The sequence below is a fragment of the Photobacterium makurazakiensis genome, from assembly GCF_050336715.1.
GTDB classification, from domain to species: domain Bacteria; phylum Pseudomonadota; class Gammaproteobacteria; order Enterobacterales; family Vibrionaceae; genus Photobacterium; species Photobacterium makurazakiensis.
In genome coordinates, this window is record NZ_JAKJSJ010000038.1 from 1 (window position 1) to 22,757 (window position 22,757).

Consider the following 22,757-nt stretch of genomic DNA (forward strand, 5'->3'; position numbering starts at 1 on the left):
ATATAACATTAATAAAGCATCATAAAGGCTAATAGCTAGATAAAAAACCATATTTAAAAACACTTATGGCACATTTATTTCACATTTAATTTAATTTATATAAAATGGAATATAAGATTTAATAACTTACACATAAGTAATGAATTATTAATTAATAAAACAAGAGCCAAAGCGCATTTATCATCTCGTAATAAAAATATAATTATGTTTTATACAAGGATAGACAGGCACAACTGTGAGATACGACAAATTAGAGATAATTAGCAATAACTTAAGTTTAGCGAATTTATCAACGCACATAAAAATCACTCACCGCGATCATATCGATGATGTGCTAAATTTTACTCGTGATAAAGTGCACCTTGGGGCAAAGCTTGTGTCTCATCCTCTTGCGGGCAGTGTAAAGCCCCACGAGACTCCTTATCGCAGCATTGTGATTTTCAATCAACAACAAGGGTTAGATCTGGAGTCGCTAAATACCATCGAGCAGGCGATCGAACGTTACCAAATCCTCTGTGCACCTAATCCAGAACACCTAACGCTGACAGCATCAAAAATACACCGTCAGTTTCCAGATAAGCAAAATAGCGATTTTCAATTTATTGACCTACAACTCATCAAATCAAGTCTTAGTGCGCTGGGAATTCGATTTGCGGAATATCAAGCAGCTGTCGTTTAATTTATTACTCTAATAAGAGGTTGTCACCCTTAAGCAAACAACCTCTTACTGCACCTACAGTTCCCAACTCCTGCTAATTTAGTAAATCATCTACTTATGCAACATAGCAATGCCTACCTTAATACAGAAAATCAATATTTTTCGACACCTGTATACCTTTTCGAGATGCTACTTGGATAGTCGCCAGCTGAAGATGGTAAGAGATCGTTCAAAAGACGCTCACTAAAGAGCAGTGAAGCGCTTTGAAATTAATTAATGCTCTTAACATCAAATGACAGAACTCTAACTTTAACTTATTAAAAAGACAGTAGAATAATTATACCCAAGTACACGATTTTTAAGGGATGGCATGTCTAATATTCAGCCTCAACATTCAATGCATAATGATACTTGCAAGGCAGAGCAGGTAGGCCGAGTGACAGTTGTTTGTTCAGAACATCAGCTGAATTKGATGCATGATATTGATATCGCCAGTGTAGAGGTCGTCATCACAACTGCTGCTGATTGTTACAAGTATAATTTGAAGCGTATCCCTTCAATACTGTTCCATGAGTATGGATTAATCACCAGCGGTATTAAGCTTTCAACAGCCATTCAAGATCTAGAAAAAATCTTGCTACGAAGAGCGAAGTACAAGAAAAAGTAGTGGTACATGAATTAATATCAGGAGTATGATTTGCAAACTGCGGGGCACACTCAACTATAAAAAAGCAGCCTAGTCGGCTGCTCTTAGCATCATGACAATCGAAACGTAAGTTATGGTTTTATAAGAAGAAAACACATTGACTTCGGCGATTATTTAAACCACTGCAAACTACTTAGCGAGTGCCTCTTCAATTTTCAACGTTCGCTCATTTGCAGCTCGGTTACTGATTTCGTGCATAACAAATGTCTTCGCATCACGAGTCCAAGCTTGGCCTGACTGTTCGTCGTACTGGTGCGGTAGCTCAATACCTGCAGGAGCATAAGCGTCAATACCCATACGCTGAGATGTCGTGATAGTACGCAGGCTGTGCTCGTAGAAACCAACTACAACTGTTTTACCTAAATCACCACCTGACATTTTTACCGCCTCAATGGCAACACCGTTAGTACTTAGGTAAGTCAATGAGCCATCTGCAGCAATATGAGGGTTAATTGAAGTCAGATGCTCTGCTGGAATACGGTCACCGATAGATTGCGCAATTTCCCATTGCGCGTACACAGGCTTACCCGTTTGTTCGTAAATTTCAACGACTGTATCTGCTAGCGCTTCGTTCATTGGTCCTGGGATTTGATTACCATTTTCTAGAACACGGTTACCAAATGCATAAGCTAAAATACTGTCTGCTTCATTCAATGGAAGCTCTTCGCCCTTCCAAGTCAAAATATTATCCATCAAGAATTCAGCGGCATAAGCAGCAACGGCTTTATCTTCTAACTGAACTTCTAACTTCTTGGTCATAGCATCTTGTAATTCAGCATCTGTTAATGCGAATGCTGGAGCGGCAACAACTGTTGATAATAAAACGGATAGCAGTAACTTTTTCATATTTATGGCTTCATCTTGATTAATAACTATTGAGCACCTTATCAAGATAGGTTGAGTCACACCTTTTCACAAGTCGCACAATTACACACACTAACAAGTTATTACCCAAGCGTAACGTGAAGTAACTTTACGTTACCTCGCCACAATGACGAGCTCTCATAATCTATATACATTCGAGAATCAAAATACATTCCCCGCAAAAATAACAGCCGTCAAAAAAAGCACATGTTTATAAAAATCTTATTCTTTTTCACTGTCCTCCAATAGAGGAAAGAGCTCATGGCACTAGTTAGTGATAGGGATATTGATATAATTTTATGCAATTAAAAAAGCCAGCCGTTTCCGGCTGGCTTGAACTTATGTAATGGTTAAACTACATAAGGCTCGACTTAGAATACCGTTTGCTCATCAATCTTGGTTTGAAGTGCTGCTAGCGCTTTTTCTACAAGCTGACGACGAGCGTACTTCTCTTCTTTCGGCTGCATCTTAGGATCACCCAGTGGATGAGGGATCGCAATTGCAGGGACGATACGGTTTGCACCAACGGTTTTAGAGATAGGCACGACAGTTAAAACGTGGACTACAGGCATTACTTTTTCGATTTCTTTTAGCATCGTTGCGCCGCAACGAGTACAAGTGCCTCAAGTGGAGGTGAATATAGCTGCTGTCACCCCTGCCTTCTGTAGTTTCATCGCAATTTCTGCACCATACGCTTTGGAGTTCGCTACCGAAGTACCGTTACCAACCGTGGTGTAGAACATGTCATGCAAGCTTCCAATAACACCTTCTCGTTCCATGTCACGCAGTACATCAACTGGAAGAACTCGGTTCGGGTTTTGGTTACAGGCTACAGGATCATAACCACCGTGGGCTGTTTCATGAGTCTCTTCAGTCAACGTTTCTAAACCTTGAATGCTGTACTCACCGTACTTTGACGCGCTTGATGATTCAATATGGTCAGGGTTACCCTTTGGCACCACACCACCAGAAGTAACCAATGCAATCTTCGCCGTGCTTAGCATTTCAATCGGTGGTTGAGGTTCAACACGGTCAAACGAAGGCATTGGGTATTCAGTGATGAACTCAGGGCCTGCCAATTTGGCAATCAACAAGTCAACTGCGCGCTCTGAACCACGCTTTTCTGCGAAGAAGTTAACGCGGATACCACGTGGCATATAGCCCGCTTCTTCTGGTGAGCCCATTTCCCCTTCGGTATCAATGAAGCGGTTCACCATATTCACCATCGCTGGAATGGCTTTGCGCATACTTGCTGCGCTATTACCCGTTTCAACCATGTAAGCATATTGGCGGAATAACTCGTAGCCTGGGTTTTCAGGGTACATACCCGAGATAGTCGTGATACCCATCTCATGCGCCACTTTCGCCACCGTACCACAAGCCATGCCATAACGGCCGGCGTTGAAGGCTGGGCCTGCAACCACTAAATCAGGTTTTAGCTGCGCTAAAATTTCCTGAAGGCCATGGCAACATAAGCTTTCGTTCTCGTTGAAGTACGAGTCACCACAAATAATAGTATGCGTGATCTCAGCCTTATCCTGTAGCATCGTATTCACTTGCGTGCCAACGCCAACTGTACCTTCTACCACTTCCATCGGAATGTGGGCCATCTCTTCGCCACCTTTTTGGGCGAAAAATTGGTTCAAGTAATAAACTACTTTCAATGTCATGTGAGTATCCTCGCTTAGCTTGCTTTCGTGGTGAGGTGATGGAAACCAAGTTCACTGGTTGCGCTAAGAATAGCTTGTAGTTCAACCGTGATAGAGCCATCTTCATGCAAGCTGCCTTGGAAACCACCGGCAACCATATCAGCGTAACGGTCATGACCGATCACTTTATCCATCGCTGGTAATGTCACAAGTTGGTTAGCATTACCGTTAGTGACAACCGCATCAGCGCTCTTATGAGAATCCGCTAAAGACTGGCTTTCACCATTCTGGCCAGCATACTCATCGGTTAGCAATACCGTTTGAATGCCTGCTGCTTCCAATTTTGCACAGTTCATCATCAAGTCGGCATCTGGGTTACCAAAGCCTTCTTCACTTACAATCGCCGCATCCCAGCCCATTTGCTTCGCAAGCTTCACTACAAAGTTTGAAGAACGTTCTTTGTCACGCAACGTAACGTTTTCGTTGGTCACGATAACGCCCATGAAGTTGTACTTCGAACCATGGTGACGGTAAAGATCGTATATAACCGGACTGTTCTGGTGAACAAAGCTGGTGTTCTTATCACACGCCGACACACAGTTACCGCTGATGATTGCACCGTCCATCACTTCTGTTGGGTACATCAGTGTAGGAAGAATACCTTTTACATCAACACCGTAATAGTAGCTATCGTGTAGTAGGCCTTGGCTTTGTAGCATGTAAACATAACCAACTTTTGGCAGGTTAGGATACTCAGCCGCCTGCTCTAGCAGCGGTTTTGTTTCGTAAGTCTGAATCTCGTCTGGCTCAATATCAGCCGCCAACTGACCAATCCAACGCCCAGCTTCAAGCCCAACGACACGAAGCACACCTTCGTGATCATACTGGTTACACGACTCATCCACTTCACACTGAATCACGAGGTTCATGGTTGAAGAGAATGGGGTGTAATCCGCACCAGGGCCGCTCATATCCAGGATACCTTCCTGGAAGCCAACAACCTCACCTGTAGTGATAACCGCCATGCCTTTTAAGACATGAGTACGGCCTTCACCCACCATCTCTTCTTCACCAAGGTGACGACCAGGGAAAATGCTCCCGCCACCGTTGACTTTCACACGAGGCTCAATTGCATCTTTAACAGGCATAATACGGATACTATCGCCAGGTTTTGCAATTGAGAGTTCAATTGAGGTGATACGGTGATCAAGTTCTGACAAGAAGCCGGTTAGGGCTTGCTGATCGATAATCACAGTGTTTTCTTTAACTTCGCTTACTGGCCCGAACGCCAGATCACGAACGTGAATATTGCCTAGTTCGAGTTTCATTTATTTCTCCAAACAAGCGTCAATTGGGTTTCTTTTCCGTTGAGCTAGGCTCAAGACACCTTAATGCCTTGGCCAGCTTCAGCGAATCCAACGACCCAACAGGGTTCTTTGCTATTACTAAATTCAGTTAATAAAGCGTCCAGACAATCTTGCGGGACAGCAGCGAGCAACCCTCCGGAGGTTTCCGGACAACAGAGTTTTTGCTGCCAACTTTCATCTAACTCGGGATCAAACGCCAAATCGTCACGGTATGCATCGAGGTTACGCTTGGCACCACCTGGGAATAAACCCTGTGCAGCGTAGTCTTCAGCTTCCGGTAAGAACGGCACCTGATTGGCATTAAAGTGCATACAAACGTCACTCTTCTCTGCCATTTCTAATGCATGGCCTAGCAGTGAATAACCTGTTACATCGGTACATGCTTTCACTGGGTAACGGACAAATATCTCGGCTGCTTTACGGTTAAGCTTCTTCATGCTGTCAGTTGAGGTTTGTATCGCCTCTTGACTCGCCTTACCCCGTTTTGCAGCGGTTGAAATCAACCCGGTACCAATCGGTTTGGTTAACACCAAGACATCGCCACTTTCAACTGCGGCCTTGGTTTGCACTTTTGAAGGATGAATTGTACCCATCACTGATAAACCGAATTTTGGCTCATCGTCTTCCACGGTATGACCGCCCACCAGCACCGCGCCAGCTTCACGGACTTTCTCCGCGCCACCTTTAAGGATTTGGCCAACAATGTCTTGTGGAAGATCTCGAGGAACACAAAAGATGTTCATCGCCAACGTAACCTGACCACCCATGGCATACACATCGCTTAATGCGTTGGCAGCAGCAATAGCGCCAAAGTCATATGGGTCATCGACAATAGGAGTAAAGAAATCCAATGTCTGAATTACAGCTACATCATCGGTGATTTTGTAAACGGCAGCATCGTCACTTACCGTCAACCCCACCATCAGATCGGGATACTCTTGTTCGGGAAAAAGGGGTGAAATGGACTGCAGAACCTGCGCCATGGCCTTAGGGCCTATTTTCGCAGCTCACCCAGCTTTTTTGGTCATCTGCGTCAGACGTACTACTGTATCTGTCATCGCTAATTCCTTATAAGGGACGGTAAGAGCACGACTCTCAAACATCGATTTTGTGCTCAATGAATATTTCGGTTTAAGTGTTGCAAAATTATCTAGCACTTTAAAATGCTTGGCATTAGCCGATATATTTGGTCTCAACCAATACCGCTTTTGCCTTATCTAAATCATCTCTTGCGACCAGAACAATCGGGCCTGTACAACCCATGCCGGTGCGCGCAAAAATGTTCGCTTTCCATAGCGCCTGGCAAGCGTCTTCTATCTCAAGGATATCAATGCCGCCGATCTCAGAATCTGTGACTTTTTCTGGTGGAGCTGCAATTTCTTCCTTCGCTTCAACCGCCTCTTTTGGCTGGCAATATTTCGCCAGTATGCTGTTCAAGCCTGATAGTGTTGCTGCTTCCCATTCTTCGTCAACTCGCTTCATCACCTCTCCTTTCGCAGCATCTGCACACAATCTGATGGCTCCTGCCACCACCGGTGCACCCGACGCTCTAGAGATGATATTCACCAGCTTGCCAGCAGCACCTTCACCTAAGCCAGGACCGTAGCCAAAACCAGATGCTTCGTAGCTGCCACCCGTGGTGAAAGAAGAGAACATTTTCATCAACAAGTTACCAGTTAGGCTATCAGTCACCATGATATCTGGTGTGCCTTGCAGTAAATCGTTACCGCGCATGGCAATACCGCCATCAGCACGACCAGACTCCGCAAAGTGAATGTCGTAACCGGCTTGTTGGAGCTCACGTAGACCGCGTTCACACAGCGCAGCACCATCAATATTAAGTACGCCAACCGTTGGCTTTTTAATACCAGAGGCTTTTGCAAGTGCTATCCCGTAAAGGGTATTCTTTAGCAATGCGGCCTGACGGTTGATGTCTGTCGTACCAGTGGTTGATGCAATGATCATCTCACTGCCATTGCCCGGTGTAACTACCTTGCCCATGGTGCTCACACCTAGAGGAAAGGCGTAGTGCAACGTAACACAGCCGTCAATTTTCTTAGATTCAAACAACGCTTCCATTACTTGGTGGCATTCATTCAAATCTGCAGCAGCGTGACATTCAAACCCGCACTCAGGATCATCACAGCCAATCAGTACTGGCTCGATATCGCTGTGCTGACGTGCGACTAGTTGTGCGCCACGAAGAAGCTCTTGAGTACCGTGCTCACTACCAAGCAAAGTCAAACCAATACGGATTTTTTTACCAAACTGCCCGCTTAGCAGACCGTCAGCCATGGCAGAAAACGTATCGGACAGTTGTTGATTGATATTCGCCATCGCAACCTCCGATTACTACTCGCCCTGTTTAGGGGTCAGTAAATTCTCAGCCACGTCGCGCATAGCTTGCGCCACAACCTGTTTAACTTGATGCTCGTCGAACACTTCTTCCTGCTTACCGCTGTTCTTCTGAACCACAAAGCTCAAACCATCGAACAGGTTGGTCATACGACCTAGGAACAAGCTGCCTTTACCGACCATCATGAAATTGTTAATTTCACCACTGGCTATCATTTCTCGGCCAAAGCCAAGGAATGGAACACCTGATGGAATATGACCCTGTGTGGGGGCAAACCCGGTCATACCATGCTTTTCAACAAAAGCGGGTAATTGGGTGCGCTCCATTTGGCCTTCTTTTACAGCCAGTGCAGCAATCATCTTGTAGTTGGATTCAGGAACATTACCTGCGCCAGCTGGCTTGGTGATCTCAGGGTTTTGCATTTCCACCGAATATTTGTCGATATCGGTCATCTTCATGCCAGCGGCTTTTAACGGCGCGGCAATCAATGCCGTCATTACTGCCTGCGGTGATGAGCCTGTACCAATTTGGTGACGGCCAATGATGTCAGTATTGATTTCAGGGCTAACACCGTCGTTTTCTGTCACCATGCAGGCAAAACCAGCTAAACAATCTTCCAGTACTGGCATGTTGTTTTTAACATGATCGCGGCCATTCATACCCAGTTTCGCAACTGCGCCGCCAGCGACAACCATTACATTCTTAAACACACCAGACTTCACCAATGCTGCAGCCAAAGTCATCGCATGGGCTGGTGCGGCACAGAAACCACGGACGTCAGAGCCTGTCGCACTATTACAGCCAACAGCTTCACCAATCGCTTTGGCAAAGTTACCGCCACCACGCTGGTTAATATCACCACACGCTTCTTCAGAGCATTCAATAAGATAATCGACTTTATCAAGTTCAATACCCTGTTGCTTCAGGTGTATTGCTGCCATCACACCTGATGCTTTCGCACATAGGTTTTCAAGCATGATATGAGCCGATAAGTTTTCATCTTCATCATGGGCGGCTTTCACACAACCAACCAGCTCACCGTTCATCATCAGCACTTCCGCCTGATGGTGTTCAACCAGTGCCAAGATCTCATCTTTAGTGATGATCAGGTGGCCTGCCAACAAGTCAACATCATCGCCATAAAGCGCATGGTGACTTACCGTTGATTGATAAGTGTCTATAAATTCTTGAGTCAGATGAACCAAATTGAACACATCGACATGGTTCAACAGGGCATAAAACTGAGGTTGGCTATAGATTTCACCAAACTTACCTTGGTGAGAGCTATGTTCTTTATTCTCATACCAGGGCTGGGGAATATCGGCCAATTGTTGTGGGGTTAAGTTACCGATATAGCACTGGTTAGCAGGGTATGACACCACATCTTCAAACGGACGAAGGTGGTCTTTTAACTGCTGCAAGTAGCTGTCTGACGGGTCTTTCGCCCGCGACTGAACTTGCACTGAACCGTGTTGAATCAACACATCTGGGGTATGGGCGAGTACATAACTCACGCCTTTAATTACTGCGTATCCCATTGTTACTCCTGCATCCGAGCCGGATAGTAGGTTCGAACCTGCCTGTTTATAAACAGATCCGAACCAGCATTGAGATATACTTATGCTAATGCAGTTTCGCTGCGGTATTGTTGCATTTCCGCTTTGATAGCATCGACATCAAGTACCATTTCCATCATTCCAACCTGTTCTTCATAAACAGCTGGATCGACAGCTTCTTTAACTTCGTCTTCAACCACGTGATAACAAGAAAGTCCTAACTGGACTCCCGCCAATGGTCCTGCAAAAGTCGGATCACCCATGGTGACGGTTTCACATGCTAGGCCAGAAGCTTCTGCTTCTGCGCCGCCAAGAATCACAACTAGATTCTCTGCGCCTTTTTCCTCTGCAAGTGTTTTAATCCGCTTTTGGTTCTCAAGATCCATTGCGCCAGCGCTTGTTCAGACGAAACATTCTGTAGTAGAGAAAGCAACGTGAGCACCTGTGGTTTTCATGCAAGCTTCGATTGCCTGCCCAGGTACGCCGTCGCGGTCTCCAAGAATGATCACTGTTTTATTAGCGAACACAATCTTTCTCCCGATTAAACATACATTCCAAATTGCTCACGATACTCTTTAACCTCTGCCACGATGGCATCGACATCAAGTACCATTTCCATCATGCTTATCTGTTCGTCATAGACGTCAGCATCCACATTGTCTTTAATTTCCGGCTCAACCACATGATAACAAGAGAGTCCCAACTGGACTCCGGCTAATGGTCCGGCAAAAGTAGGATCGCCGTTTGTTACGGTTTCACATGCTAGGCCAGAAGCTTCTGCTTCTGCGCCACCAAGTACGATAACCAGATTCTCTGGGCCGAACTCGTCAGCAAAACCTTTGATCCTCTTTTGATTTTCCAGATCCATAGCACCTGCGCTGGTTCAGACGAAACACTCAGTTGTAGAGAAAAGAACATGCGCACCAGCAGATTTGATACAAGCTTCAATTGCTTGTCCTGGTACACCGTCTCTGTCTCCCAAGATAATAACTTTCTTATCTTTGAGCATTGTTCACTCCAAGGGTACAGATTACTAAGATCATGCTCGTCAGTTCGTTAGCTTTGCCTTCTTACCGAGTCACATGGATTTTTATAAAGCACTTTCTTTAGTCATTACTTCAAAAAAGTAATTGCTAGAAAAAGCTTATATTTGTGCCAACAGGCTGTTGCCTATTAAAAACAAATTCAATTTGGCATCTTATTTAATGCCAGCCCAAACACGCTTACGCGGTTTCAGCAATAAAGCTTTCTACTGTGCTTGCAACGTCTTCCATTTCTAGCTCTTCACCAGAAAGATGTTCGACTTTCTCGCCATTTTTGTAGAAAACAAAAGAAGGTAAGCCCATCACTTTCTGCGCCATCGCCAAGCGACGGTTACCCTGAATATTCAGCTTGCAGAACTTGATTTCATTGCCGTATTTCTCAGCAAGCTCCATGACTTCTGGCATTAGTTCAATGCAGCGGCCACAGTTTTCGCTCCAGAAATCCACCAATACGATGCCATCAACTTTTACTTCAGCATCAAAGTTTTCTTTGGTTAGTTCGATCATTGCGTTTCCCTTAATACAGAGTTTCTAACTCGGTAATATCCTTAACATCTACTCGCTTGGCTTCCTGCCCAGCGTCAAATCGGATCACAACAGGCACTTCAGATACCGAGAATCGACTCGCAATATTCTGGCTCTTGTAAGTATCAATAGTCACAACACGCTGATCGGGGTTATCTTTGCAGTTCAACTCAAGCTGGTTAATCACCTCTAAACTTTCTTTGCTTAGCGGGTTCCAGAAAGCCACCATTGCTGTACCACCGAATTCAGATACTGATTTACGCCAGTTTTCTTCTTCTTCGATATAGCGGTCAGCAGCCACGGCTGCTACAGCACCATCACCTGCTGCGGTAACCACCTGACGAAGGAATTTGTCAGTAACATCACCAACCGCAAAAATACCCGGTACGTTTGTTTCTTGTTTTTCGTTGGTAAGCACATAACCTTGCGGGGTTAACGCCACTTGCTCTTTAATGAAGTCGGTCTTTGGTACTGTACCGACAAACATGAAGACCCCATCTGTTGCTAGCTCGGTTATCTCGCCTGTTTTCAGGTTCTTGAGCTTAACGCCGTTGACTAATTCATCACCGCAGATTTCTTCAACTACCGAATTCCAAACGAATTCAATCTTATCGTTGGCAAATGCTTGTTCCTGTGCGGTGCGATCCGCATCCAGAATGCCCTGATCATGCAGAACAACCATGGTGACTTTGTTTACAAACTTAGTCAGGAACACCGACTCTTCAACGGCTGTATTACCCGAGCCAACAACCACAACATCTAGCTCTTCATAAAAGTCAGCATCGCAAGTTGCACAATACGAAACGCCCTTACCACGGAATTCAGACTCACCAGTGATACCAAGAATACGAGGCGTAGCGCCCGTTGCGACAATAATGCTCTTCGCTTGGTATTCTTCGCCTTTATTGGTTTTAAGTGTTTTAATAAAGCCGTCATCAGCAATGGTTATTTCTGAAACTAATCCACGCGCAAACTCAACACCAAACTTAGTACAGTGCTCACGGAACATATCCATTAATTGTGGGCCTGTTGCTTCAACAATCCCTGGATAGTTTTCCATTTCACTGGTTGTTGCGGCTTGGCCGCCTGTATTACGCTTATCTTCTAAAATTAGAGTTTTCATTTTACCGCGTGCGGCATAAACTCCAGCTGACATACCACCAGCACCGCCACCAATAATGATGACATCGTATAGCTCTGACATATAATTCACCGATTGCTATTTCACGACCACATGCCCATCATTCCAATAAATAAAAGGGCACATCAAAAACAAATCAGTTTTTCGACAACTTCATTGGTTAGGTAATTAGTAACAGGCGACATCAACAACCATAAAAACAATAAACCTACATATAATGAGCTGCAATCAAAAACCCAGCCAGTTATTTAAATCTGTATTTTATTCCTAGCTAGGTAAATCTTCTTATCCACTCGACTTGTAGGTGATTATAATTAGTAATGTTTATTTTTTTGTGAGCAAAGCCCTATTCCAGCACAAAATTCTGCGCTGAATGAAATTATGATACTTGAATCATAAATAGACCACACAAAAAGCCATATAAGAATACCCAAACATAACTAAATGGAATATAAAAAGACAATAGACATGCTACTATTGGAAATATTTACGCATATAGTCACCACAAAGCGACATCTTTAAGCAGTCTGGAAATATTGAGGGATCTTAGCTTTACTTGTTGTTTTTATTTTTAACTACAATAGAGACCCGCACAAAACCATAAGAAAAACTAATGCAAAAGGTAAAGATAAGTATTGTATTCTTTTTCTGAGTAAAGACATGTATCACGACTTGTAATTACTCTTGTTTTTTATACTTTGTAATATTCAATTTCTATCAATCTTGTTCACTTTCTTTATTCAAAGGTGTATTCCGCTCCCCTTCATTTCCAGTAAGTGCTAATTACAAACCTCACTAAACAATCATTTAAACTGATTTTTCTTCCCAAGCACTCAATTACTAATTTTCCAGAACGTTTATTTACAAAATACTCATTAAATAAGTGTTTTATTTTGCATTTTTTATATCAATAAGCAGATCATACTCACAAACAAACCACCAAGCAGAATGATAACCTCCGCAACGAATAATCATTAACAGATGCGGAGTAAGGCAATGGAAACGCTTAAATTCACAAATGGTTGGCTAGATATAAATAAAAAAAGAGCTGATGAAATTAACCACTTCTGTGAAGACTACAAACACTTTTTAAATTTGGGAAAAACAGAAAGACAATGCGTCGCGGTTGCCATTGCTCAAGCAGAGCAGCACGGATTTCGCCCATTCACCGAGTTTGACCAATTAACTACCGGCGACAAAGTATATTTTATTAATCGCCAAAAGAATGTCGTGCTTGCTGTTATTGGCCAACGTCCAATCAGTGATGGTATCCGTTACGTTGTTTCCCACATAGATTCCCCACGATTAGATTTAAAGCCCAACCCTCTTCACGAAAAAAATGAGCTCGCGATGATGCGTACTCATTATTATGGCGGTATTAAAAAGTACCAATGGGCTTCTCGTCCGCTAGCATTACACGGTGTTGTGGTAACCAAATCAGGCCGTAAAGTAAATATTGCTATAGGCGAAGATGACTCTGATCCGGTTTTCACCATTCCAGATCTGCTTCCGCACCTTGACCGCAAAGTACAGCGTGAACGTAAAGCCGATGAAGTATTAAAAGGCGAAGAACTTCAAATCATTATCGGCTCTGTACCAATGTCTTTTGATGACGAAAAAATTAAAGAGACCGTCAAACGACACGTATTGATCAAGCTATTCGAAAAATACGAAATCAGCGAACCTGATTTCATTTCTGCCGAGCTAATGCTTGTCCCAGCAGGTAAAGCCCGTGATGTCGGCCTTGATCAGGGGCTAATTGGTGCTTACGGCCAAGACGATCGCATTTGTGCCTATACCTCATTGGAAGCAATATTCGATATCGATACGCCTGAGCAAACAGCAGTGTGCTTCTTGGTTGATAAAGAAGAAATTGGCTCATCCGGTGCTACTGGGCTTGAATCTCGTTATTTAGAATACTTCACTGGTGAGCTATTGATCCGTCAAGCCGGTGAGCAATATAACGATCAACTACTACGTCGGTGTCTGTGGCAATCGTACGCCTTATCTTCAGACGTGAATGCAGGACTGAATCCGTTATTCGAGTCAGTTCATGACGAACAAAATGCCTCTAAACTCGGCTACGGCCTTGTACTAACCAAATATACTGGCCATGGCGGTAAAGTCGCATCGAATGATGCAGATGCTGAATATGTAGCTTCCCTGCGCCGTATTTTCGATGACACAGAAATCAAATGGCAAACTGGCTTGCTTGGCAAAGTCGATGAAGGCGGTGGTGGTACTGTGGCTAAATACCTAGCTCATTATGGCATTAACACCATTGATGCAGGTGCTGCTTTGCTATCTATGCACTCTCCCTTCGAGCTGTCTTCTAAATTCGATATTCACGAGCTTTATCGCGCCTATAAAGCTTTCTATATCCAAGCACTGTAACGCTGACTAGCTGGAGAATCACAAAATGAAAAAGCGTCATCCGTTAACCTTTTACATTCTCTGTTCATGTCAGTTTTGGTGGGCACTGTCTTTCTATAGCCTATGGGCGATTTTACCTGTGTTCCTTGGGGAAGAGCTGGGGGTCGATCAGAAAACCTCATTTGCAACCTTCGGCGCTTTCGCAGCCCTCGGTGCGGCAATGCTATTTGTCGGTGGCTGGTTAGCCGATAAAATATTGGGGGCTAAACGTACCCTTGTCTGGGGCTTTACCTTCCAAGGTCTGGGCTATTTCATTATTGCCTACTCGGCTATCACCGCTCAGCCACACTTTGTGTTTGTCGGCTTAGGTACGGTAGCTGTCGGTCGTGGTATTGGTAGTGTCGCACCTCCAACCATTATTGCCTCTGCCTATGAGAAAGATGATCCTCGCCTCGATGCAGCCTATACCTTGTTTTACATGGTAAACAATATCGGTGCATTTGTTGCTCAGCTTGGCGCACCTATTATGGCGTACAGCATTGGCTGGACATCGGCGTTTATCTTGTCGGGTGTCGGCATGGCTGTGAATGTGATCACTTACTTATTGCTGAACAAGAAAATCAAGCAGGCAACTGAAGCCGACAAGCGAGCAATTCCGTTCAAAACGAACTCTTTGTTCCTATCAGGCGCACTGATCGCCGTTGCCACCGCTAGCTACTTGCTCACCAATCTGCCACTGGCACAATTTGTGTTGGCGCTAGCTGCACTGACTATTTTGTTCTTGATCACCAAAGAGATGAAAAAAGAGCAGCCAACTAGCCGTAAACGTATGATCGTCGGACTCGTCTTAATGGGGCAGGCACTGGCCTTCTTTATTCTGTATAACCAGATGCCAACCTCATTAAACTTCTTCGCGATTAATAACGTTGAAGCTGAGATTTTTGGTATTGCCATTAACCCTGTTTCTTATCAATCGTTTAACCCGATGTGGATCATATTCCTTAGCCCCATACTGGCCCATATTTATACGACACTGGGTGAAAAAGGCAAAGATCTCTCCATGCCGGGTAAATTTGCGCTGGGTATGCTGATATGTTCTGCGGCGTTTGCTTGTGCTGGTTTCTCGCAGTACTTTGGCGACGAAAACGGCATGCTGAATCCGTTCTGGATTGCCGCACCGCATTTCTTGTTTGCTATTGGTGAACTATTAATCTCGGCGCTAGGCTTGTCTGCGATTGCCAAGCTATTCCCAAGCCGTATCCGTGGCTTTATTTATGGCGCATGGAACATGACGCTCGCTATCGCCTCTGTTGCTGGAGCTTGGGTGGCTGGCTTGTCATCCAGCGGCGAAGTAGAAATGACGCCTGTAGAAAGCTTGGCTTCCTACGGTAGCTACTTCTACATGCTTGCCATTGCGTCAGCGATTGTCGGTGTTGTTTGTGTTTATCTTGCTCCTCGTCTCAACAAGCTCATTGAGACCGATGTTGAAGACGGTGGTGAAGGTAAAGAGACTCAAACGGCTTAATCACTTTATTTCCATTAACAAAGCGGGCAGCGAATGCCCGCTTTATATATTCACTTTCATGCTTCTAATTAATTTATATTATCGCTATAAACTGAATAAAATATRWATATTTCATCCAAAATATCCATCGTAAATAATAACTTCCCACGTTTTCGAATCAATTGAAGAACGCCCCACAACATTCTCATTAAAGTGTACTAACTCAATAACTTATAGCATTCACATTACGACAAAACAAAGCGATATTTTGAATGTGTCGACGATTTTTTCACATCTAGAGGAATAAGATAGTTTTATACTCATATTTCAAGGAACTAATATGAATAAGCTATCTTTCTTATCTCTTACCTTAATATCTTTCCTGCTTTCCAATCACGCTTATGCCGTTGATTTAATTGGTAACGCCAAGGCTAAACAAACATTAGAAATTGTTTCACAAGTAAGTGGAGTAATTGAAAATTACCCATTACAGCCCGGTACGACTGTCGCTAAAGGCGATACCCTTATAACCATATTGCCTGAAGATTTTGAATTAGATGTGCGTAAACAAAGGGCGAATCTAGCGTTAGTAAAGGCCGATTTAAAAATAAAGAAAAGCCTTTATCATCGCTATCAAGAACTCAAGCAGAAAAATAGCTTATCCCAGAATGAACTTGATGTTGCAGAAGCCGACTACCAAGCGGCATTAGCGACAGTGCAGCTGGCACAAATTGAGCTCGAGAAATCTCTCATTGATTTAGACAATACAAAAATCAATGCCGAAATTGACGGCTACGTCGTCAAAAAAACCGTCGAAAAAGGCTCTTGGGTTGAAAAAGGCACCACACTCTATTCTTTAGTTTCAACTAAGTTAATCATTATTCGCCTACATGCCAGCGAACATGACATTCAAAATCTAAGTGTTGGACAACCGATTCAGGTTTGGAGCGATGCTAACCCAACATTAAAAATTGACGCCAGAATTAAACGCATTGGTGTCGAGCTTGACGACGCCTCTCTGGCCTACCCTGTCGATATTGAAATTCCCAACAACCAAGAAATGTTCCGACCTGGAATGTCGCTTCACGCAACCACAGACGTATAAAGGAAGCCAGCATGCGATCTATCATTTCGTATTTTGCTCAGCGCGGCTTTCTTGCCCGCGTACTCACTATTATGGTGTTTGCTATAGGTTTATCCTCAATGAGCATCATAAAACTTCAAGAGTTGCCGGAAATAGCCTTCCCTGAAGTGGAGATCATTACCCACTATCCAGGAGCATCCCCACAAGATATTGAACTGAATATCACCAACAAAATCGAGAAGGAATTAAGGGGAGTACAAAACATCCGCGAGATGACCTCGGAGTCAAGTGAAGGGACATCATTAATCTTGCTGGAAGTGGATGAAAACGCCGATATTGCCGATGTCGTCAGAAAAATTCAGCAAGCGGTTGATAGGGTTAGCGGATTACCCAAAGACATTTCAGATCCTCCGCTGGTATTACAAGAAAGTACATCATCTTTCGAGGTATTACGTTTTGGTGTTACCACCGATGCCAATTATGCCGACTTACAACAATATACCCGTAATTTAGAGAAGAAGATCCGTGCCATACCAGGGATAGGTACAGCTACGATGTCTGGGTTCCGAGAACGTGAATTTTGGATTGAAGTCGACCCTAATAAAGTCAGGCGCTACCAACTTACCTTCAATGACGTGATTCAGGCAGTTGATAGTCGAAACCTGTCGGTCTCAGGTGGTGTTGTTGAGTCATGGCAATCAGAGCACCGAATTGTCACCCTAACCCAAGTTACCACCGTCGAAGAGCTCGAGCAGTCAATCATAAAGGTCTTACCGGGTGGAGGGATGATCCGGCTAAAAGATATTGCCACCGTCAGCGATGATTTCGAAAAAGCCACAGAATACGGGATGATCAACAATCAGCCTGCCATTTTATTCAATATTACCAAGAGTGCTAACGCAGACGTACGTGTCGCTATCGACAGTGTGTTAGGGCTGTTAGACGCTGAAAAGCAACGCATGAACGGTAAGTTTGACTTCCATACCTCAATCAACCTCGCCAAAGATATGGATGACAAGTTTTCTATCGTTACCACCAATGGCGGCATTGGTCTTATACTCGTTTTAGTGGTGTTGAGTCTGATCCTCAAGCGACAGATTGCTTTCTGGGTCGCCGTTTCTATTCCATTTTGTGTCTTCGGGGTTTTGGCGTTGCTACCAGCCCTTGGCATGACCCTAGACAGTATCACCTTTGCAGCCCTGCTATTGGTGATAGGGATAATCGTGGATGACTCGGTGATCATCGCTGAAAGTATATACCGAGAGAAAGAGCTCGGAGCCAGCCCACTTCAAGCCGCAATTGATGGCACGATGAAGGTTTACAAACCCATCATTGCCAGCCTGACAACAACAGTGCTGGTATTCATCCCTATGTTTTTTGTGCCGGGGGAATTCGGGATGCAAGTGGCAGTGATCCCAATGACCGTGATTTTAGCGCTGATTTTTTCATTATTTGAATGTACTTTCACCCTGCCCGCTCACCTCTCTGAATCGTTAGCGAAAGAGAAAAAAGAGAGCAAAAGCCTTATTTCGTTTGATGCTATCACGGCACGCTATTCCCTGTTGTTGACAACCGCAGTGGACAATAAGAAAAAAGTGTTGCTGGCATCTGGCGTGTTATTGCTTTTGGGAGGGGGAATACTTGTCAGCTTGAAAGTTGACTTTTTTCCTGCCCAAGCCGCGAAATATATAGAAGTGCATACCGAGGTAAAACCCGGTACACCGATGAACAAAGTTCGTGAAGCCCATGCAGAGCTCGAGCGGGAAATTACAGCCTTTCCCGCAGAAGAGTTGCTCAGCTATGAAATGACCTATTCAACACCAGTTAGTATTGGGCTGATTAATCTAACAAACTTCGAAGATAGGGCACGTAGTGCCGATCAAATCGCCGATGATTTATCGACGAAGCTCAGCAATTTAGACAGTGTTCCCTTCATTAAATTCACGGTAGATGCTGGTGGTCCTCCTCCAGGAGAGCCCGTTGAAGTCAGGGTCATTGGTCATAACCAAACAGCACGAAACAAAGCTGTCGCTATGATATCGGAGTGGTTAACGGCTCATCCAGCCTTGGATAAAGTCAGCCATAATGAAGCCTTGCAAGATCAGCAGCTACAAATCATTCCGCAATATGAATGGTTAGCCCGCTACGGTCTTACCGTAAATGATTTAGCTTCCACATTACGCATTGCATTTGATGGTGAAAGCATTTCAACAACTTGGATAGGTGATGAAGAAGTCGGTTTACGCGTGATTTTGCTAGAACAATACCGAAACTTGGATGAGTTGCGTAATACAAAAATATATACCGCTGACGGTAGCCAAGTGCCGCTGAGCCGATTAGCGAATGTAGAATACGTCGAGACCCCACGGTTACTATTGCACTTTAATGGCGATCGCCAAGTACTTGTCACCGCACAAATTATCGATGATGCATTAACTCCCGATGACATTACGGAAGAGCTTGGCGCGGCACTCGAAGGAAAAATCGACCCAAGTATTACCCTCGATATTGGCGGTGAAGCCGAAGCAACAGATGAAACGTTAGGGGGAATTGTGGTTGCATTCCCATCAGCAATACTGGGCATTTACTTTGTACTGGCGATCATGTTTGGCTCTTTGGTTCAACCGTTACTGGTTATTGCAGTGATCCCGTTTGCCATGGTCGCATCACTAACAGCCCTATTCCTGCACATGCAACCCCTCTCTTTGTTCGCGCTAATCGGGGTATTAGGGATGTGCGGGGTTGTTGTTAATAATGCCTTGGTATTGATCAGTCGGATAAATCAACTAAGAGAAGAAGGCATGGCTATTTTCGATGCTGTTATCACCGCATCGATTAGTCGCCTCCGCCCTATATTATTAACCTCGGTCACCACTGTCGTCGGGCTACTACCGCTGGCTTATGGCATTGGAGGTACCGATGTCTTCATGGGGCCAATGGCACTCACACTCAGTTATGGCCTACTGTTCTCAGTACCTATTGTGCTGTTTATTGTGCCTTGCTTATATTTGTGCATTGTTCGCGAACATGCCATGTCGACATCGGAGAAAAACGAGAACCCTGAGGCTGCTACCCCACAGTAACTATATAAAGCATAAGCGCTACCCTTTTGGCGCTTATGCTTATTTTACGGTTCGTTAAGCCAACTCTTCAGCCATACAAGCCGCACATTTCTTTGGCTTCCTCATGACATAACGCTGCCAAAATGCGACATCTGTTTTCGACAACAAAATACCGAGAAACAGCGGCAACAATAAAGCCATTGATTGGTAAGAAACAGCGCTATTGTTGACGACAGCAGAAATCACCAACGCGACGATAGGGAAGATTAAAAAACAGATCGAAGCGGTAAATGGCGACGAAACTTGATTTAACTTGAAGTAAGCAACAATACCGCCCACGCTGGCGATTAATCCAAGGAACGCCACCGCCCAAATGGATTCCAGAGAAAACGTATTAACATTTGCCCGCTCGAAAAATATCGAAGTGATCACTAATACAATTGAAGCAATAAAACAGGGCACCGCATTATATGTAAGCACCGGTATCTCTTTACAATACTTTTGAACCATCACATACATTAAGGCATGGATGATCACCGCCAATGCTAACGCACTCATGCCAATGGCATAGCTCGATCCCCCTATTGTCATTTCATTCACCAAAATGACACTCAGGCTCATCACAGCCACCAGCAACCCTAGCAACTGGTGTTTTGCTAAGTTTAATCCAAGAAAAATGCTCGAGACAGTTAACACAGCAATTGGCATATTGGCGAAAATGACGGCAGCAAGACCCGATGATATATACTGCTCACCAAAAATCATTAAGGTAAACGGAATCGCAAAATAGAATATCGCCACCACGAACATCCAATGCTGCTTCCCTTTAGGAAACACTAAAGGCTGCTTAAAATAATATGCTAATGCCACAAGAACGGGTGCCGCAATGAAGAACCGCAGCCCTGTTGCCATTATGGGTGGTATGGTTTGCACCGCAACTTCCATCGCAAACCACGTTGTGCCCCAAATTAAACATACCGAAATAAATAGCATCGGCACTAGTTGTTTAGTTTTCATTTTCAACCCTAAGGTATTCATGTCACCAAGATGCATTCACTTGCCTCTTAGTACGCCCTATACATGCCTTCTCTTGATGAGAAGTTTATTCATCCTTGGAAAGAATTTTTACTTTACGGGGAAAAGTGTAAAAAAATGTATAGGAAAGTAAGTCAGCGTAAAACCATGTCGTAGGGTGTAAATTCTAGAGTAAGATCAACAAAATAGATTGGTAAGGGGAATGGTTAAACCAACCTAGAATAAGTCAGTTCAATGCATCCCCAGCAGAATTAATGTATTAGAAAGTGACTACCTTATCAGCAAATAATGTCCACATTGAGAGATCATCAAGCGTGCCAATCTTCGTCCCTTCAATCAAAGGTAAGTCAGCTAGGCCACGGGCGTTGCAGCACGTTTTACATAGCTTAACTTCAGCCCCTTGCGCTAATAAAATCTCGAGCATTTGCTGAATGTCATATCCTTCACCAGGGTGCTGTTTTGGCAAAGCACAACTGACAGCATCAGACATCAAGAAGATTTTAACCGACGCTTCTATGCCTTCTTGCTCATTGAGGTTAATCGCTAGTCTTAAGCCATTAAAAGAGCGCTCGGAACCATAAGGTGCATCATTCAAAATAAATAACAGTGTTTGTTTTTTGTTCATTTTTATCAATATCCTATCGAATGCTCAGGAATATTCGACGATGGGTATAATCATCGAACCTGTAAAAAAATCAGGTATACTCTACGACAATTATGAAAGTGTATTCATGATCTGAACCACATCGCTTAATAGGAGCATATTTGATGGATTTTGACGCCCTGCTCACGCTCTCTCAAGATGGCAAAGTTTTTGCTAACCCTCGCAGGGTCGCTCTGCTAAAAGCCATTGAAGCAACAGGATCCATCAGCCAAGGCGCAAAAGCGGCGGGTATTAGTTATAAAGCGGCTTATGATGCCATTAAAGATATGAACAACCGTGCTGACAGCCCTATCATCGACAGTGAAAAAGGGGGTAAAGGTGGAGGTGGTGCGGTATTAACTCACCAAGGTAAGCGCTTAGTACAAATGTATGACTTGCTTGATCACATTCAAAGCATGGGACTGCAAGCCCTTAATGACGATAATGTACCACTTCACAGCTTACTCGGTGTAATGAGCAAGCTCTCTTTACAAACCAGTGCGCGAAACCAGTTATTTGGCAGTATTATTGCTATTGAAAACCATGACCTTCATGATCTTGTTAAAATTGAATTGCCTAGTGGTGAAATCATACACGCCACAATTACTCACGGCAGTACAGTACGATTAAAACTTCATGTAGGAAAAGATGTTGTTGCCTTATTCAAAGGTCCGGCTATTAGCGTAACAACTCAACAACCAAATAAAAACGATGCTTTGAACCAGCTGAAGGGCACGCTGACATCGATTAAATCAGATGGCCATTCCACTGAGGTATTTTTAAAAATCAGTGCCGAAAATGAAATCTGTGCACTTGTAGAAAATACGGACAACACTGAATCACCCCTCACTGTTGGTATGGAGGTATATGCAGCCTTCCCACATTCTCAGGTGATTATTGCCACAATGACTTAGTCATTACGCTAATCAGAGCGTTTGATGCATTTGCTGTAGAAATTGTTATAGCTTTCCCCTTGCAGCAAGCAATTTTCAAAGTGCTTGTAATCTAAATATTGGAATACTGCTAAAAAAATTACCGCGATAACCATTCCGACCAATGACAACCTTGCTAGCCACATCTTTTTTCTGTTGAGAGCAAACAGTAGCATTACCACTGAGCTCGGGGCTAGGCTAATAAATAGCAATTTAAAATCGAGCAAAGATAAACTCATAGACCTTCCATGTAATATTA

General features: G+C 43.9%; 20 protein-coding genes. 7 read left to right on the forward strand and 13 right to left on the reverse strand.

Annotation, left to right across the window (positions count from 1 at the left end):
• Positions 1 to 235 precede the first annotated feature (235 nt).
• Both L4D09_RS17180 and L4D09_RS17185 read left to right on the forward strand, forming a co-directional pair.
• Positions 236 to 679: a GrdX family protein gene (locus L4D09_RS17180; RefSeq protein WP_428458740.1), complete on the forward strand. Its 444-nt coding sequence runs from the start codon at positions 236 to 238 to the stop codon at positions 677 to 679.
• Positions 680 to 1,028: 349 nt separating this feature from the next.
• Entirely contained in the window at positions 1,029 to 1,325 is a 297-nt protein-coding gene (locus L4D09_RS17185; protein WP_428458741.1) for a hypothetical protein, read from the forward strand.
• Between the two features lie 168 nt (positions 1,326 to 1,493).
• Here the strand turns inward: L4D09_RS17185 and L4D09_RS17190 are convergent, their stop codons facing one another.
• From L4D09_RS17190 to trxB, 10 genes are all read right to left on the reverse strand, one after another.
• Positions 1,494 to 2,210, reverse strand: a complete 717-nt coding sequence (locus L4D09_RS17190) for a hypothetical protein (RefSeq protein ID WP_428458742.1) — start codon at positions 2,208 to 2,210, stop codon at positions 1,494 to 1,496.
• A gap of 389 nt (positions 2,211 to 2,599) precedes the next feature.
• Entirely contained in the window at positions 2,600 to 3,898 is a 1,299-nt protein-coding gene (grdB, locus tag L4D09_RS17195) for a glycine reductase complex selenoprotein B (protein ID WP_428458743.1), read from the reverse strand.
• A gap of 14 nt (positions 3,899 to 3,912) precedes the next feature.
• The gene (locus L4D09_RS17200) at positions 3,913 to 5,205 is read right to left on the reverse strand and encodes a glycine/sarcosine/betaine reductase component B subunit (RefSeq protein ID WP_428458744.1); all 1,293 of its coding nucleotides are present in this window, start codon (positions 5,203 to 5,205) and stop codon (positions 3,913 to 3,915) included.
• A 50-nt stretch (positions 5,206 to 5,255) separates the two neighbouring features.
• Complete coding sequence (selD, locus tag L4D09_RS17205; RefSeq protein WP_428458745.1) at positions 5,256 to 6,302, reverse strand: selenide, water dikinase SelD; 1,047 nt, start codon at positions 6,300 to 6,302, stop codon at positions 5,256 to 5,258.
• Between the two features lie 115 nt (positions 6,303 to 6,417).
• Complete coding sequence (grdD, locus tag L4D09_RS17210; protein ID WP_428458746.1) at positions 6,418 to 7,581, reverse strand: glycine/sarcosine/betaine reductase complex component C subunit alpha; 1,164 nt, start codon at positions 7,579 to 7,581, stop codon at positions 6,418 to 6,420.
• Positions 7,582 to 7,596: 15 nt separating this feature from the next.
• Positions 7,597 to 9,138 carry a glycine/sarcosine/betaine reductase complex component C subunit beta gene (gene grdC, locus L4D09_RS17215; protein WP_428458747.1) on the reverse strand — a complete coding sequence of 514 codons (1,542 nt, stop codon included), beginning with the start codon at positions 9,136 to 9,138 and terminating at the stop codon, positions 7,597 to 7,599.
• A gap of 80 nt (positions 9,139 to 9,218) precedes the next feature.
• Entirely contained in the window at positions 9,219 to 9,683 is a 465-nt protein-coding gene (gene grdA, locus L4D09_RS17220) for a glycine/sarcosine/betaine reductase complex selenoprotein A (protein ID WP_428458748.1), read from the reverse strand.
• 14 nt (positions 9,684 to 9,697) lie between these two features.
• Complete coding sequence (gene grdA, locus L4D09_RS17225; RefSeq protein WP_428458749.1) at positions 9,698 to 10,165, reverse strand: glycine/sarcosine/betaine reductase complex selenoprotein A; 468 nt, start codon at positions 10,163 to 10,165, stop codon at positions 9,698 to 9,700.
• 214 nt (positions 10,166 to 10,379) lie between these two features.
• Positions 10,380 to 10,706 (reverse strand): thioredoxin TrxA, encoded by a 327-nt coding sequence (gene trxA / locus L4D09_RS17230; RefSeq protein ID WP_428458750.1) that lies wholly within the window; start codon positions 10,704 to 10,706, stop codon positions 10,380 to 10,382.
• Between the two features lie 10 nt (positions 10,707 to 10,716).
• Positions 10,717 to 11,928, reverse strand: a complete 1,212-nt coding sequence (gene trxB, locus L4D09_RS17235) for a thioredoxin-disulfide reductase (RefSeq protein WP_428458751.1) — start codon at positions 11,926 to 11,928, stop codon at positions 10,717 to 10,719.
• A 933-nt stretch (positions 11,929 to 12,861) separates the two neighbouring features.
• On the opposite strand from trxB, the gene L4D09_RS17240 reads away from it, so the two are divergent.
• The 4 genes from L4D09_RS17240 (at position 12,862) to L4D09_RS17255 (ending at position 19,909) form a co-directional block, all read left to right on the forward strand.
• Positions 12,862 to 14,259 (forward strand): aminopeptidase, encoded by a 1,398-nt coding sequence (locus L4D09_RS17240; RefSeq protein WP_428458752.1) that lies wholly within the window; start codon positions 12,862 to 12,864, stop codon positions 14,257 to 14,259.
• A 25-nt stretch (positions 14,260 to 14,284) separates the two neighbouring features.
• A complete protein-coding gene (locus tag L4D09_RS17245; protein ID WP_428458753.1) occupies positions 14,285 to 15,763 on the forward strand; it encodes an oligopeptide:H+ symporter in 1,479 nt (492 codons plus the stop codon).
• 319 nt (positions 15,764 to 16,082) lie between these two features.
• A complete protein-coding gene (locus L4D09_RS17250; protein ID WP_428458754.1) occupies positions 16,083 to 16,847 on the forward strand; it encodes an efflux RND transporter periplasmic adaptor subunit in 765 nt (254 codons plus the stop codon).
• Positions 16,848 to 16,858: 11 nt separating this feature from the next.
• The gene (locus L4D09_RS17255; RefSeq protein WP_428458755.1) at positions 16,859 to 19,909 is read left to right on the forward strand and encodes an efflux RND transporter permease subunit; all 3,051 of its coding nucleotides are present in this window, start codon (positions 16,859 to 16,861) and stop codon (positions 19,907 to 19,909) included.
• Between the two features lie 54 nt (positions 19,910 to 19,963).
• Here L4D09_RS17255 and L4D09_RS17260 read toward each other — a convergent pair whose 3' ends face one another.
• A complete protein-coding gene (locus tag L4D09_RS17260) occupies positions 19,964 to 20,905 on the reverse strand; it encodes a DMT family transporter (protein ID WP_428458756.1) in 942 nt (313 codons plus the stop codon).
• A 277-nt stretch (positions 20,906 to 21,182) separates the two neighbouring features.
• Positions 21,183 to 21,548 (reverse strand): DsrE/DsrF/TusD sulfur relay family protein, encoded by a 366-nt coding sequence (locus L4D09_RS17265; protein WP_428458757.1) that lies wholly within the window; start codon positions 21,546 to 21,548, stop codon positions 21,183 to 21,185.
• Between the two features lie 143 nt (positions 21,549 to 21,691).
• On the opposite strand from L4D09_RS17265, the gene L4D09_RS17270 reads away from it, so the two are divergent.
• Complete coding sequence (locus tag L4D09_RS17270) at positions 21,692 to 22,480, forward strand: TOBE domain-containing protein (protein WP_428458758.1); 789 nt, start codon at positions 21,692 to 21,694, stop codon at positions 22,478 to 22,480.
• A gap of 8 nt (positions 22,481 to 22,488) precedes the next feature.
• Here L4D09_RS17270 and L4D09_RS17275 read toward each other — a convergent pair whose 3' ends face one another.
• Complete coding sequence (locus L4D09_RS17275) at positions 22,489 to 22,737, reverse strand: hypothetical protein (protein ID WP_428458759.1); 249 nt, start codon at positions 22,735 to 22,737, stop codon at positions 22,489 to 22,491.
• Positions 22,738 to 22,757 lie beyond the last annotated feature (20 nt).

Bases quoted from the DNA above. Each gene is read 5' to 3' on its own strand.
- L4D09_RS17190 (WP_428458742.1), bottom strand. From the start codon at position 2,210: ATGAAAAAGTTACTGCTATCCGTTTTATTATCAACAGTTGTTGCCGCT.
- L4D09_RS17200 (WP_428458744.1), bottom strand. From the start codon at position 5,205: ATGAAACTCGAACTAGGCAATATTCACGTTCGTGATCTGGCGTTCGGG.
- grdD (WP_428458746.1), bottom strand. From the start codon at position 7,581: ATGGCGAATATCAATCAACAACTGTCCGATACGTTTTCTGCCATGGCT.
- grdC (WP_428458747.1), bottom strand. From the start codon at position 9,138: ATGGGATACGCAGTAATTAAAGGCGTGAGTTATGTACTCGCCCATACC.
- trxA (WP_428458750.1), bottom strand. From the start codon at position 10,706: ATGATCGAACTAACCAAAGAAAACTTTGATGCTGAAGTAAAAGTTGAT.
- trxB (WP_428458751.1), bottom strand. From the start codon at position 11,928: ATGTCAGAGCTATACGATGTCATCATTATTGGTGGCGGTGCTGGTGGT.
- L4D09_RS17240 (WP_428458752.1), top strand. From the start codon at position 12,862: ATGGAAACGCTTAAATTCACAAATGGTTGGCTAGATATAAATAAAAAA.
- L4D09_RS17245 (WP_428458753.1), top strand. From the start codon at position 14,285: ATGAAAAAGCGTCATCCGTTAACCTTTTACATTCTCTGTTCATGTCAG.
- L4D09_RS17250 (WP_428458754.1), top strand. From the start codon at position 16,083: ATGAATAAGCTATCTTTCTTATCTCTTACCTTAATATCTTTCCTGCTT.
- L4D09_RS17255 (WP_428458755.1), top strand. From the start codon at position 16,859: ATGCGATCTATCATTTCGTATTTTGCTCAGCGCGGCTTTCTTGCCCGC.
- L4D09_RS17260 (WP_428458756.1), bottom strand. From the start codon at position 20,905: ATGAAAACTAAACAACTAGTGCCGATGCTATTTATTTCGGTATGTTTA.
- L4D09_RS17265 (WP_428458757.1), bottom strand. From the start codon at position 21,548: ATGAACAAAAAACAAACACTGTTATTTATTTTGAATGATGCACCTTAT.
- L4D09_RS17270 (WP_428458758.1), top strand. From the start codon at position 21,692: ATGGATTTTGACGCCCTGCTCACGCTCTCTCAAGATGGCAAAGTTTTT.
- L4D09_RS17275 (WP_428458759.1), bottom strand. From the start codon at position 22,737: ATGAGTTTATCTTTGCTCGATTTTAAATTGCTATTTATTAGCCTAGCC.